Below are 13,547 nucleotides of genomic sequence, written 5' to 3'. Positions count from 1 at the left end.
GTATAAATAATTAGGCATGTTCCCCGAAAGGCTGCATCATTACTACGTTAATTTCTCTTGCTCCTGTGAATGAATTACGACCGTGTGCCACCAGCATATTATCCATTAACAGGATATCCTGATTTACCCAGGGGAAATACACACATTCATCCCGGTAGGCTTCGTAAATAGCGGTAAGAAAAGCAGGTTCAATGGGAGACCCATCTCCATAATAAGTATTGAAGGGCAGCTCGTCCATACTAGCAAATGCTGTACGGATTTCAGGGGCCAGTGCCATGAAGTTGAAGAAATAGCCATGATTAAACCAGATCTCTTCACCTGTAACAGGATGAATACGGATAGCAGGCCTGCACCATTTTATTTCCAGGGCATCCTTTTCCAGCCACTTAAAATTCAGTCCGTATGTTTTACAGTGCTGTTCAACGACGGCTCTATCTTCTGTCTGATATACTTCCTGCCATGACAGGCCTACTCCTTTTTGTAACAAACGGCGGTATAAAATACCTTTCTGTTTAAAACTGCTGATAAGTGCATCCGGCAGTCGCTTTAATACTTTTCTTACATCTGCAATAGGAGTTTCTCCTCTTTCCAATGGTTGTTTTGAACAGTAAAAGGCAATCTTCAGCGGCCATGTATGAGAGTAGGAAAGTTCATTATGCATATTGATCACCTGGTCTGCCGGGTGCTCTGTGGAAGTATATAAATTGCCACTGATTTCAGTACGGGGAGAAGAACGGTCTTTATAAGACATCAGCTCTTCCCCGAATGCTTTCATCACTTCCTGGAAGGCATCTCTGTCCGGCACATCAAATCCTCTAAAAAGAATGGCGCCATATTTTTTTAAATCTGTCCCGATATCTGCCAGGTGATCTCCTATCCATGAACGCAGGGAGATGCCATCTATAGCCGGCTTATATACCATGGGAAAGTGACCAGGTAACATCGTTTCCCGCTGTAATATATCTTCGGGCAGATCAACGGTTTTAGGTTGTATATTTTTCAGGGAAAACTGGGGTCTGTTAAATTGCATAACGAATATAATTATGGTATTTTGTTGGATAAAAGGCCGGTGATATTCTTTTTGCGGTGTGTTTGAAGTGCATTTGATTTTCTTTGCTGTTGCATCTCTCTGATGGATGCAGTGAGTGCTCCAATTGCCTGATCCTGCTGGTCTATAAGCAATTCAAGCAGTTGTTGCCAGTCGCTGATCATTTCCTGTATCAGCACATCAGGATATAGCGTACTATCATAGACCAGTTTCAGCATAATATCTTCATGACCTTCATCAAAGCGGAACTCCATTGGATATTTCCTGGGATCTATAGAGAGGCTTCCGCCTAAAGGGCGAACAGTGAGATCATTAAATTTCCGGTCATTATGATGGCGTTTTAACCGGAAGTTCTGCAGTGAAATTTCCACTTCAAAGAATGGGAATGTACTGCTACGGTCCCAGCATTCATTTTTCAACAGTTCAAATGGATAATCCTGCTTTTCATACATCTCCAGCAGCAGGGTTTTAAGCCGGTTGAGAAAATCAACTGCACTTTCTTCACTCCTGATATCAATACGTAATACCAGTATATTGAGGAAGTGGCCTATCAGCCTGTTCCATTTATTTTTACTTCTACCTGTAACAGGTGTTCCTGTTGTGAGATCTGTGGCGCCGGTATAACAATGTAATAACAATTGTGTAACAGCGGCTACTACAATAAATACACTCAGGTTCAGATCAGCCGCCAGTTGCTTAATTTGTGAATACATTACACCGCTTATTAAAAGCGTTTCTTCGCCTTTTCCCTGGCTACCGGTTACAGCCGGCATATTCATCGGGGCTATGTTATTTACCTGGCGATGCCAGAAAGATTTCAGTTGTTCATTGGTAGCTGTATTTTGTTCTTCTTCTATATATTGACGGTATTGAATAGGCTGTGATGGATCTTTTTTATTACCTGTTGTCAGTTCATTATAGGTATCGATCAGCTCATTGAACAATATTTCCATTGACCAGCCATCGCAGATGATATGGTGAATGGTTACTGATACGATATAACGGTCCTCACCGCGCCGGCATACAGATACTTTCCATAATAATTCATTGGCGGTGTTAAATGGCTGGCTGTTCAACTCAAATAATACTTTCTCTGCTGCTGATTCGTCTTCCGGTAAGAAGATCTCGCTGAGCGTAATACGGGCATCTGGGCGCATTTGCTGCCGGGGTATCCCATCTTCCTCATAAAAGGACATGCGAAGAATTTCATGCTTCTGAAGCAGCAGGTTACATGCTTCCTCAAATTTTGCAGGAAGAAATGGACCTTCAATCAACAAAGTTTCTGAAAGATTAAATGCGGATGAATCAGGCTGTAATTTCCAGGCCCACCAGATATTTTGCTGTGCATAGGAAAGACTTGAATTTACTACCGGTGCTTCAGTGCGGATCAGTTGTGCGGCCAGTAACTCATCAAAACTTTGCTTCACTGCATCAATAAAATAGCGGATATCTTCCTGGGTATGTGCAGTTGACACGTAACAGTTCCTCCCCTCCCATATGTAAATATTCTTTGCCAGCAGTTTATAAAAAAGCAGTTCATAATTTCCTTTGAGAACAAACCGGAAAAGCGATCCGAAATGAACCATACTTACCGGAAGATCTTTCTCTTCAAAATACCTGTTTAATTCACTGCAGATCTGTGCTGTTTTTTCTTCCAGTGATACATAGATATCAGGATTTGCTTCCAGGTAATCAAGCACCTGCATTCCGGCTTCCATGGCCAGCGGATGATGGCAGAAGGTACCAGCCACAAATGTATTGGTCACTGAAGGGTAAGAAGGATCACCATAAGACCAGTGACCACCATCGACGGCATCCATAAATCTCTTATTCCCGGCTACAATACCCACCGGTATTCCTCCTCCTATAATCTTTCCATAAGTGCTGAGGTCCGGACGGACCTTTGTAAAAGCACGAATACCATTGATAGCGAATCTGAATCCGGATATTACTTCATCAAAGATCAGGGCTATGTTATTGGCGGAAGTAATATGCGAGAGTTTTTCAAGGTATGCTACCGGAAAGAAATCCGGTCTTCTGCTCTGCACAGGTTCTACCAATACAGCGGCTATTTCGCCAGCCAATGTGAAAATATGTTCCAGGTCCTGTTCATTACCATACCGCAGCACAATTACATCCTGACTAACGGTGTTGCTTACGCCGGGTGCCAGTGGCTCAGCATAAATTCCTTTTCCAGGTCTGGCCAGGATGCCATCAAAAGTCCCGTGATAAGAACCGGAGAAAAGGACAATCTTATTTTTACCGGTGGCAGCCCTGGCCAAACGAAGTGCTACCATTACAGCCTCTGTACCGGTGTTATAGAATGCCACACGGTCATTTCCCGTAATTGTACAGATCCTTTCTGCGAGCCTGCCTGCCTGGGGAGATAATGCTCCTAATATCAGCTGACGCTGTAATGTATACTGTAAGGCTTCATTCACAAAAGGAGGATTATAACCAAACAGGTGTACTCCAAATCCCATTGTAAAGTCCAGGAAACGATTGCCATTTACATCCCATATATGTGCGCCAGCGCCTTTTTCTGCCACTAGTTGATACACCATATCCTTCCACTTCGGTTTGAAGCCGGCAATATTCCTGTTATTGGCAAAATAGCGGCGGAAGTGTTGTGTTATCTCACGGGATCCTCCGCTCTTCTCCACTACCTCATTCACCAGTGCCATTAGTGCCTCATCCTGTTCATTCGGTTTCTGATCTGAACTAACTTCCGGTTGTTTATATGGAACATAGGCATTATCATCAGCACGTTCCTCCACATAAGCGTTTGCCGGCAAAGAAACCTGCAGGAATTCCTTTAGTTTGCCAGGTGTATTGACCCGGTCGTAGAATGCTGAAATTTCAATATTGATATGTTTATCATCCAGGATCATTTCCCGCATGTGCATCACCATGATAGAATCAAGACCAATACTGAAAAAATCATCTTCGTCGGTAAAGGCATCTGTACTAAGTTCTGTGATTTCACAGATGATCCTGTTTACATACAATGACAATGATTCTGCCGAAACATTTTTCACTTCAGCTGCAAGTGCCATAGTGGTATCCTCCTGTTCCGGGTGAATAAATGCGCGGTATAAAGCGGCATCAATCCAGTACATCTCATGATCAAACTGGTAAACCGGTATGGGTACTTTTGTGCCCTGTATTGAAAATGCAGCCGGGGTGATCATTTTAGAATCCAGGTAAGTATGTGCATCTTTCAGCAATGTTGTTGTATCTGCACCAGGCGCTACCAGCAGGCGCTCTTTAGTATTAAATGATTGCAGGAGCTGGATAGCAGCCTGTTTATCAGTGGCAATAACTGCCAGTTTCTCTTCAAAATGATCCCGGCAATGTAATGCGGAAAATGCAATATCAGTGAATGCATATGTTGTATCCTTCAGGTAAAGCACATATGTTTCCACCAGTTTTTTTAAGGATCTTACAGATTTTGCAGACAGCATTAACACGGTTGCCTCACCGGTTTGTTTTCCCTGATTTGCTTTGTGTGCTGATTGCAATATCATATGCACATTTGTTCCGCTAAAACCAAAAGCACTCACGGCAGCAAATCCGGATGCACTGGCAGGTAGATCCGTAAGCGTAGTGATTACTTTTACCTGGTCGTTCCAGCGGATAGCGGGATTGGGTGAATTATAGTGCAGGCTGGCGGGTATTTTCCCGTGATAAAGGCATAAAGCAGTTTTTATCAGGGAAGCTACCCCAGAAGCGGCTTCCAGATGTCCAATATTAGTTTTAACACTTCCTATATAAAGCGGATGATCTTGCCGCGGTATTTTGTTATATACGTGTTGAATGGCTTCCACCTCAATCGGGTCGCCCAGTTTGGTACCGGTACCATGTGCTTCCAGGTATAATACTTCACTGGCAGAAACACCTGCCTGTTCGAGCGCTGTATGCAGCAATCTCTCCTGTGCCAGACCGTTTGGAGCAGTCATCCCGTTACTGGCACCATCCTGGTTTAATGCAGATCCCCTGATGATAGAGAAAATATGGTCTCCATCTCTTACGGCATCTTCATATCGTTTCAGGATAACAATACCACATCCCTCACCGCGCCCATATCCATCAGCACTTTCATCAAATGTTTTGCAACGGCCATCGGGAGATAATGCCCTTGTTTTAGAAAGGCAAATATGCCCTAAGGGAGAAAGCTGCAGGTTGATACCCCCTGCAATCACGAGGTCTGTTTTGCCGGCCCGTAATTCCTGCATACCAAGATCTACAGCTACAAGAGAGGATGAGCAGGCCGTATCTACGACCATATTGGCTCCGGTTAGTCCTAACTGGTAAGCAATTCTTCCGCTGGCAGTAGCGGCAGCAGTACCTGTAACAGAATAAGGAGATATTCCTTTTCCGTAATTTTCTGTTGAAAAATATTTATAATGATCGTCGGACGCGGAGAGGTATACAGCTGTACCGGTGCCCATCAGGCTTCCCGGGCGGATATTAGCAGATTCCAGCGCCTGCCAGGTAGTTTCCAGCAGTATCCTTTGCTGCGGAGACATATGTTTTGCCTCTGCAGGAGTAATTTTAAAGAAGGCAGCATCAAATCCTTTTACATCGGCCAAAAAAGTGCCACTGTTACAATAGGACTTACCCGGTGTATCAGGATTTTTATCATAAAACCAATTTGTATTCCAGCGATCTGCCGGTACTTCAATCACAGCATCCTGTTCATTACACAGATTATTCCAGAATGCGGCGATACTGTCCGCACCGGGAAAACGACAGGACATGCCAACTATAGCCACGGGACCATTTTCCTTTTTCTCCAGGGATTCAATCTTTGCTTCGGCCGTTCTAAGGCTTTCGTATAACTTCCTGACAAGGTCAATATTTTCCATCATCTTATGAATATTTTTGAATTTCTTTATTGATCATTTTCAGCAATTCGGCATCACTCATATCTGCTGTATAACTATACCGGAGATTCTCTTTAACTGTTTTTATCACTGTTACAGGTTGCGGTGTTGATAATTCATTGATGTGGGTCGTTAACAAACCTGTAGCCGGGTAATTGAAGATTGTATTTGAAGTTATGGTTGTGCCCAGGCGTTTATTGATTCTTTCCACAAACTTCAGGAGTAAAATAGAATCCATTCCCATATCACTAAAACTCCTGGCGGGATCTATCTCCTCTTCTTCGGGAATGACTAATACATCTTTTACAAGGAGTACCAGTTCATGGTGAATAAGGCCCGCTCTTTCAGCGTTATCAGTGATCAGCACCAGGTTGGGCAATGTACCGGTATTGCTTGCTGTTACAGGCTTCTGCTGTTGCATTCCGCGTAATGTATCCCAATAACTTTGCGCGCCTCTTATTTCCATCATCTGTAAAAAGCGGGATTGATTTAACTGTACATAAATCCGCTGATCCTGGCTTATACCCAGCAGGGAAGCATAACTTCTTCCAACAGTATCTGCATGCACAGTCAGCACGCCGGATTCTTCCAGCAGGCTGGTGGTATTACTATCTTTCAGCACCATATTACTATTCTTCCAGGGTCCCCAGTTGATGGTTGCAGCAGGAATACCTTTTGTTTTTAAATGGAGTACAAAAGCATCCATATAAGCGTTTGCAGCAGCATAATGCGCAAGCATGGCAGAACCCCATATTGCCGCTATGGAAGAATAAGTTACCAGGAAATCAAGCTGATCAGACGGCAGATGCCTGCTGAGGTACCTGATACCGTTGATTTTGGGAGCTCCCACCTGCAACATATCATCTATGGTCATATCTTTTAGTAAACAACGGCTGTTTGTACCGGCGGCATGTACGATCCCTTTAAGCGGCAGAGCACTGCTTTGCAACCATTTACCAAATGCTTTTACATCTTCTTCACAGGCAACATCCAGCTGTTTATAAATGATACGATCATTTTTATGGTTTGCGTTTGCAGATCTGCCGGTAATAATTACCTGGCCGGCTCCATTGTCTCTCAACCAAATGGCGATATGTTCACCCAGGCTTCCGTTGCCTCCTGTAACCAGGTAGGTGCCTTCTTTATCCAATGTCACTTTTATTGGGGGTATCGGTGTGGCAGGTGCAATAACAGGATACCAGTATTTATTGTTTCTGAAGGCTGTTTCCCGGAAATATGACTGCTGCACATAGCGATTAATAAAATTCATATCCGGAAGATCATTGTATATATCCAGCACCAGCATGGCAGGCGATTGTAACTCCAGCGATGCGGATCTGATAAAGGATGCAAGACTGTGTTGTAATGCAGATAAGGGTGCAGTTCCGTTTACATGGAGGCCCTGACGGGTGATAAAAAGTATAACGTCCGGCGATAAAGAAAGTGTTTTTAAAGTCTGAAAGAGTTGAATGATATGTTTAAAGGCTGCGGACAGGGTATATTCATCATTTTCATCCTCTTCTACCCATGCGCTGAGATCGTATACCAGGCAATATTGCTGATAACGTTGTGTAGAAAAAATATTCTCCAGCCGGCATAGGTGATCTATTGAGATAGAAAAAGCGTTTTTACCGGAGAGAAACGATTTCTGAAAAGCCGGAGTGCCTCCATCTGTTTCAACATATACGTATGCCATATCATTTTCCGGTTTTTTATCTGCAGCCAGTTCAACCTCTTTCCATCTAACGGCATATCCGGCAGGAACAACAGGTCCGGGTATTTTTCCCAGCCAATGGGGTTTTAATTGAAAGTCTGGTGGCGGGATGCATTTTTCAACCATTGTATGTTGATGTTCCGCAACAATACAGTGGGCAACAGTTCCCGTAAAGCCGAATGAGCTAACACCACCAATTATACGTTTTTCATCGTTACTGAAAAGGTATTCTTCTGCATTAATATGAAAAGGCATCTGTTGCCAATCGATATGATGATTAGGAGTTTTAAAGTGGAGGGAAGGGGGTATTTGTTTGTGGTATACATTCAGGCAGGCCTTCATGAAGCCAGCCAGCCCGGCTGCTGCTTCCAGGTGTCCGAAATTGCTTTTCACAGATCCGGCCACTATTTTTTCCCTGTTATGGCGTTCTCCGAAAGCGAGGCGCAGTCCTTCGGCCTCTACGGGATCGCCCAGGGGGGTACCTGTACCATGGGTTTCCACGAAGCGGATATCATCGGCCTCTATACCGGCAGCGGCAAGTGCATGTTTAATTACTTTTGCCTGACTGGCCGGATCGGGCACGGTCAATCCTCCGCTGGCGCCATCCTGGGCAACTGCAGAACCTTTAATACAGGCATAAATGCGGTCGCCATCTTTTTCAGCATCTGATAATCGTTTAAGTACAACAGTAATGCAACCTTCGGAGCGCACATATCCATTTGCACTATCATCAAAGGCCTTACAACGACCATCGGGAGAGAGCATACCTGCTTCAGTAAGGCTGGCCTGCAGGTAGGGTGATAAAATTAGGTTAGCCCCGCTTACCAGTGCGAGGTTACATTCATTGCGTTTCAGGCTGGCCGCGGCCTGGTGTAATGCCACCAGAGAAGAAGAGCAGGCGGTATCTATACTGATACACGGGCCATGAAGACCCAGGCAATAGGATATCCGTCCGCTGGCACCGCTGAATGAATTACCGCTGCAGACATAAGGATTTATTCTCAGGGATTCATCCTGTTGCATAATGTGCAGGCTATAGTCAAATGCGCTTATACCCGTAAAGACACCTGTATCCGAACCTTTCAGTGTATCAGCGGGGATGCCTGCATCAGCGAGTGCTTTATGAGCAAGCATGAGGAGATGTCTGTGTTGAGGATCTATATATCTGGATTCTGCCGGTGATATATGGAAAAAGTCATTATCGAACAATGTAATATCATCTAGTAATCCGGCATGGGGCATACATTTATTAAACAGGTATTCCTTTTGTTCCATTTCCTGCCAGCGGGTTAACAAGCTGTAATTTGTTACCAGGTCTTCTCCCGCAAGCAATGCATTCCAGAAATCGTTCACTGTATGAATACCACCTGGCAGATGGCAGGCCATCCCAACGACAGCAATTTCTTCCATTGAATCAGTACTGATTAACTGATCTTTTAATTTTCTTTCGAGGTTTCTGATAATGAAAAATGATTTTTGCAGACTGCTCAGTGATTCATGGGATACTGACTTCATAATAGATAAATTAGACGTAGGGTAATTGAGTGCATATAACATAACGATGGATAAACTGACTTATCTTTTTACTGAAATCCGGAGATTCAAGCAAAAAAAAGTGGCCTCCGTCGAGGAATTCATGAATACATATTCCGAGGGTTTCTTTCTGCCATGAAAGCAGCGCCTGGTTTTCAGCAATTCTATCATTGCTGCCGTTCAGCAATACAAATGGAATATCGAATCTGTTGCTTTCACAATACTTATAGGTATCATTCAAACGCAGATCATTTCTGATTACGGGCAGAAAAAAAGAAATAAAATCAGGATTTGTGAGAAGGCTAAGGTCAATGCCTCCCATAGCCGACAGGTGTGTAATTAGTTCGCCGTCTGCTAATTTGTGTCTTTCCATGTTAACGGGAGCTTCACAAGGGCCGCTTCTGCCGGTGAAGAAAACCAGCTCAGGCAGTCCTGAGCCGGATGTACGTAAACACTTTATTGTTTCATAAGCCACCAGTGCTCCCAGGCTATGACCCAGGAAAACCATCGGCAGATCATGTTGTCTGTTAAGCGTAATAATATCCATACAATCCTTTGCCAAAGACGGGACATCCTTTGCGAATGGCTCATTAAAACGTTTTGCTCTTCCCGGGTAACAAATTGTAAATGTGGTACCTGCTATCTGCAATTTTCGTTCTAGTGAGCGATAGGACAAATCGCTTCCACCGGCATGCGGAAAAATAAAAAGCTGTACGCCATTAACATCCATGGCAATAAGGATTAGGTAGATGTAAAGGACATTATCCTTTTTTTACAGGTTGAAAGATCATCAGCATGATCAGTACCAGGAATGGAGAGACGATCATGGCCAACCAGAAGGTTCCCCAGAAGCGTGTACGTCTGTTAGCTCCAAGGATGGCGCATATCAGGCTAAGAATGATCCAACCGATAAAGAAAGGAGTAAAAAGAATGTTCACCATAATATAGTGCTTATATGGTCTCTTCTTTTCCCTCTTCTGTTAAGGATTCAGTTTTTGAGGTAAATGGTTTTGTAACAGTTTTTTTAACTTTACCTGCAAATTCCTTTCCTTTATCCAGTTCCTCTGCAAAATAGGTTTTCATATCAGAAGCTTTTAAATCCAACATTGTTCCTCCACCTGCAAAGTGTTTATCGAATACCTGTCCGATAGCATATGTTGTGGCACCGGCAATAGCAGGGAATGTAACAGCTCCGACAGCAGTACCTACAACCGGGATGAATTTAATGAAACTGCCGATAGAAGCCATTACGAGTGCTTTACTACCTGCACCGCCAACCAGGGAAACGATAATAGATTTACCCAGATCATTAGAAAACTGCACATTGTGGTGGGCGGCCAGTTTGCTGATCATGGAAAGTTGTGTAGCTGTAATTGCAGCTACATCTACAAATGGAATAGGTACTGCACCTACACCCATAGAAATGAGCACGTGTTTCTTGATGATTTCCTTAGCGGTTTTACCCGTGATGACCGTTTCCTGCAATTGTTGATTTTCTGTCATTAGTATGATTTTTATAGTGATAAAAAATTATTTACGGAATTATAACTGGTAGTCGTTGTGCTGTCGTATCCTGACCAGCAGCCATCTGATCGCTTAAGAGAATGGGTAATCCCTTGGCGCCACTACCCATGAAAATCAATTTTGAGTTGGGGGAGGTACCTATTTTTTGTGTTACGTCAAGTGCTTTCCATAATAATGGAGAGATTTTTGAAACAGAACTGAATTCTCTCAAACCCTGGGCTTCTATGCCTTTCCGTGTACGCTCTTTATCTTCCACAGCCAATCTGTAATTATACTCTTCGTTTAACTGTTGCTGACGATATACTGATTCAATGGCTTTGTTTACAGAATCGGGTAAGGAGATACTTGTTATATAATAACCTTCAATAATGACCTGATCTTTAGCTAGTATCTGAGAAAGTGTGCTTCTGCTATTCTTTTCAACAACACCTCTGTCAATCATAAAAATTTCTTCCGGTGTAAGGCCTGCAATCTCCTTCCTCATCATTGACTTCACGCTCGGATCAACAATAAGCTGCTCATAACCGGGGCCGATTTGCTGATGGAGTGAAGGTAATAAACGTACATCCGGCTTATAGAGAACAGAATGTAATACATGAATAGTAAGTCCGTTTGCACTAAGTAAGTATTGATCAAAATTTATTTTATGAGTACGAACATTATAAACGATCATGGTATTAACCGGGCTGATTATATGTAATCCTTCACCGTATGTTCTGCTCATATCTGTACCGGTAAATATATTATACAATACACCAGCTTCTCCTGGCTTAATGGTAATAAATATCCTTTTTGAAAAAAGTGCCACCACTAATAATAGCAACAGCAATATAATGCCTGTATTTCTTATTATCAGACCAGTGTTGAATCCTCCAATTTTTTTCTTCATGTTGTTATATCTGTATAACTATTAAACGCATCGGATGTACAGGGCATAACTTTAACGCTGCTCATTTTTTAATTAAATGATACCTGCAATAATTAATGGAATTTTCCGCAGAATTTATCTTACGGTAGCATGTTGTGTCTGTTTTTAATTTATTTTTCTCTAACGGAGAATTAAATATTTAAGGGCTAAAATAGTGTTTACATTGTATAAAAATTGACTGATCATATAAATCAATATTCTATTGTAAAATATAAAATCCAACAATCAATATATTTAACTCACTTTTTCATATTTTGCTCATAAGCTAAACATAGCATTTTAATATTTGTTCTAAGGATTTATAAAATTTCCCCAAATGAGTTTAACAATATTAAAGATCGTCTGTTATAATTATGACATCTACCTAGCATATTTGTCACCTCAAAATTAAATTTCGGATTTATACAGGTTATTTTTACCACATAAAAGTGTAGGACGCTAAGATCTTTGTTCTGCATGGGTTCGTAATACCGGAAATCGACAAAACAACTAATCCAAATGCCTAATACTTACTTAACGACCAATCGCATATATCAGATTGGAATTATTGATGAAGACCCCCAATTTAGCGACAATTTAATGAGACATTTCCTGCAGGATAAACAATTTTCTTCATGCCTGCATTCGCTCAATCTGCGTAACGCGATACAGTTACTATATAATACTCCATCTCTGAATCCTGATCTTTTACTGTTAGACATTTGTTTGAATGAGATTCAAAAAGAGGATACGATTAAGACGCTAAAGCAGATAAAACCTGAAATGTTGATTGTAATACTTACAAAGGATGAGAACAAACACCTGATTAAGGCTGCATTTGACAGAGGGGCTGATGGTTATCTTCAGAAATCAGAGAACTTCAGCAGTATTTATCATAAGATCCTTAATATGCTGTTATATGGGCAACCGGTAATGAGTCAGCAGATATTCAGGTATATGGTTGTCAGAAATGATCTTCCTCAACCTGCTGTAAAGGAGAAGCTGACAAAAAAAGAAAAAGAAGTCGCGCAAATGGTATTGGAGGGATTATCTCACAAAGAGATAGCTGCCAGGTTACATCTTAGCCTGAATACTATACAATATCACATGAAGAATATTTACTTTAAACTTGATATTAAAACAAAAACAGAGTTGTTTAAGATGCATTTCCATAAAACCTAACAGTGCGATTATTTCGCATTGATAATCTTTCCTTCTGCGATAATCAGCCAACGACAGAAAAGATAAACACTACATCTTTTCTGTCGTTGACTTCTTCATTTCATTGGGTATTTTTCATGCATACTGTCATGGCTAATGCAGCTATTGATAAGCCAAGTCCGTAGCAATAGCTACACTGGAAACTGTGCCAGTTATGTTCGTCTATGGTAATGCCACCATGAGACTGGTCTTACGACTGCTTAATGTGATATCTTTATCTTCTGCACGGATCAACCTATCCTTCGCCAGCTTGCCGGGACCCGGCGCGCTGCGCCAAAACGATAGCAGGAACCCTTATTTACCTGCATGCGCGCTAAGTAATCCGCCCCATAAGTAACTTCGTCCATTATTCTTCTCAGGTATTGACGATAATCGATGCCGGGTTTCTGCTGTAGTAATGCGTACGTCTTGAACAGACGATAAGCCGTCAGTGAGATCTGTTGAGGATTGAATAGGTTGAAAAAGACAGGTCCGCTGTATACTGCCGAACCTTCATAGACTGTTTGCCCGGTATTAGCGGCAATCAGTTCAAATTTATCGATGGACTGTTTGGAATCTGCTTTAATTATAGCATGTTTGGGAAGATTATAGTCGTACCCCACATGATTAGTGATCACCTGTACAGATTGTGCAGCTACACTTAACGGGAGTCAATAAGTGAATAGCCGGAATAGGGTCCTGGCTATTTTGGACAATATTGAATTTACTGCTTTT

General features: G+C 42.2%; 9 protein-coding genes. 1 reads left to right on the top strand and 8 read right to left on the bottom strand.

Features of this window, described 5'->3' with window-relative positions; all coding sequences use genetic code 11:
• Window positions 1–10 precede the first annotated feature (10 nt).
• From SIO70_RS15300 to SIO70_RS15270, 7 genes are read right to left on the bottom strand one after another with little or no spacing between them, the layout of a single operon-like run.
• Window positions 11–1,030 (bottom strand): TauD/TfdA family dioxygenase, encoded by a 1,020-nt coding sequence (locus SIO70_RS15300; RefSeq protein ID WP_320581722.1) that lies wholly within the window; start codon window positions 1,028–1,030, stop codon window positions 11–13.
• Window positions 1,031–1,041: 11 nt separating this feature from the next.
• Complete coding sequence (locus tag SIO70_RS15295; RefSeq protein ID WP_320581721.1) at window positions 1,042–5,919, bottom strand: aminotransferase class III-fold pyridoxal phosphate-dependent enzyme; 4,878 nt, start codon at window positions 5,917–5,919, stop codon at window positions 1,042–1,044.
• A 1-nt stretch (window position 5,920) separates the two neighbouring features.
• Complete coding sequence (locus tag SIO70_RS15290) at window positions 5,921–9,163, bottom strand: SDR family NAD(P)-dependent oxidoreductase (protein ID WP_320581720.1); 3,243 nt, start codon at window positions 9,161–9,163, stop codon at window positions 5,921–5,923.
• 10 nt (window positions 9,164–9,173) lie between these two features.
• Window positions 9,174–9,911: a thioesterase II family protein gene (locus tag SIO70_RS15285; protein WP_320581719.1), complete on the bottom strand. Its 738-nt coding sequence runs from the start codon at window positions 9,909–9,911 to the stop codon at window positions 9,174–9,176.
• Between the two features lie 31 nt (window positions 9,912–9,942).
• Complete coding sequence (locus SIO70_RS15280; protein WP_143708814.1) at window positions 9,943–10,122, bottom strand: hypothetical protein; 180 nt, start codon at window positions 10,120–10,122, stop codon at window positions 9,943–9,945.
• 10 nt (window positions 10,123–10,132) lie between these two features.
• Window positions 10,133–10,684, bottom strand: coding sequence for a YcjF family protein (locus tag SIO70_RS15275; protein ID WP_320581718.1), 552 nt, complete (start codon window positions 10,682–10,684; stop codon window positions 10,133–10,135).
• Between the two features lie 31 nt (window positions 10,685–10,715).
• The gene (locus SIO70_RS15270) at window positions 10,716–11,594 is read right to left on the bottom strand and encodes a prohibitin family protein (protein WP_320581717.1); all 879 of its coding nucleotides are present in this window, start codon (window positions 11,592–11,594) and stop codon (window positions 10,716–10,718) included.
• Between the two features lie 618 nt (window positions 11,595–12,212).
• On the opposite strand from SIO70_RS15270, the gene SIO70_RS15265 reads away from it, so the two are divergent.
• Window positions 12,213–12,794: a response regulator transcription factor gene (locus SIO70_RS15265; RefSeq protein ID WP_320581716.1), complete on the top strand. Its 582-nt coding sequence runs from the start codon at window positions 12,213–12,215 to the stop codon at window positions 12,792–12,794.
• Between the two features lie 269 nt (window positions 12,795–13,063).
• Here SIO70_RS15265 and SIO70_RS15260 read toward each other — a convergent pair whose 3' ends face one another.
• Window positions 13,064–13,450: a cellulase N-terminal Ig-like domain-containing protein gene (locus SIO70_RS15260; RefSeq protein WP_320581715.1), complete on the bottom strand. Its 387-nt coding sequence runs from the start codon at window positions 13,448–13,450 to the stop codon at window positions 13,064–13,066.
• Window positions 13,451–13,547: the final 97 nt, after the last annotated feature.

It is taken from the genome of Chitinophaga sancti, from assembly GCF_034087045.1.
Classification (GTDB): domain Bacteria; phylum Bacteroidota; class Bacteroidia; order Chitinophagales; family Chitinophagaceae; genus Chitinophaga; species Chitinophaga sancti_B.
The sequence above is the reverse complement of the archived record's forward strand: the minus strand, read 5'-3'. Positions and strand labels throughout refer to the sequence as shown.

Coding starts and splice junctions, on each gene's coding strand:
- SIO70_RS15270 (WP_320581717.1), bottom strand. CDS start 11,594: ATGAAGAAAAAAATTGGAGGATTCAACACTGGTCTGATAATAAGAAAT.
- SIO70_RS15285 (WP_320581719.1), bottom strand. CDS start 9,911: ATGGATGTTAATGGCGTACAGCTTTTTATTTTTCCGCATGCCGGTGGA.
- SIO70_RS15275 (WP_320581718.1), bottom strand. CDS start 10,684: ATGACAGAAAATCAACAATTGCAGGAAACGGTCATCACGGGTAAAACC.
- SIO70_RS15265 (WP_320581716.1), top strand. CDS start 12,213: ATGAGACATTTCCTGCAGGATAAACAATTTTCTTCATGCCTGCATTCG.
- SIO70_RS15280 (WP_143708814.1), bottom strand. CDS start 10,122: ATGGTGAACATTCTTTTTACTCCTTTCTTTATCGGTTGGATCATTCTT.
- SIO70_RS15300 (WP_320581722.1), bottom strand. CDS start 1,030: ATGCAATTTAACAGACCCCAGTTTTCCCTGAAAAATATACAACCTAAA.
- SIO70_RS15290 (WP_320581720.1), bottom strand. CDS start 9,163: ATGAAGTCAGTATCCCATGAATCACTGAGCAGTCTGCAAAAATCATTT.
- SIO70_RS15295 (WP_320581721.1), bottom strand. CDS start 5,919: ATGATGGAAAATATTGACCTTGTCAGGAAGTTATACGAAAGCCTTAGA.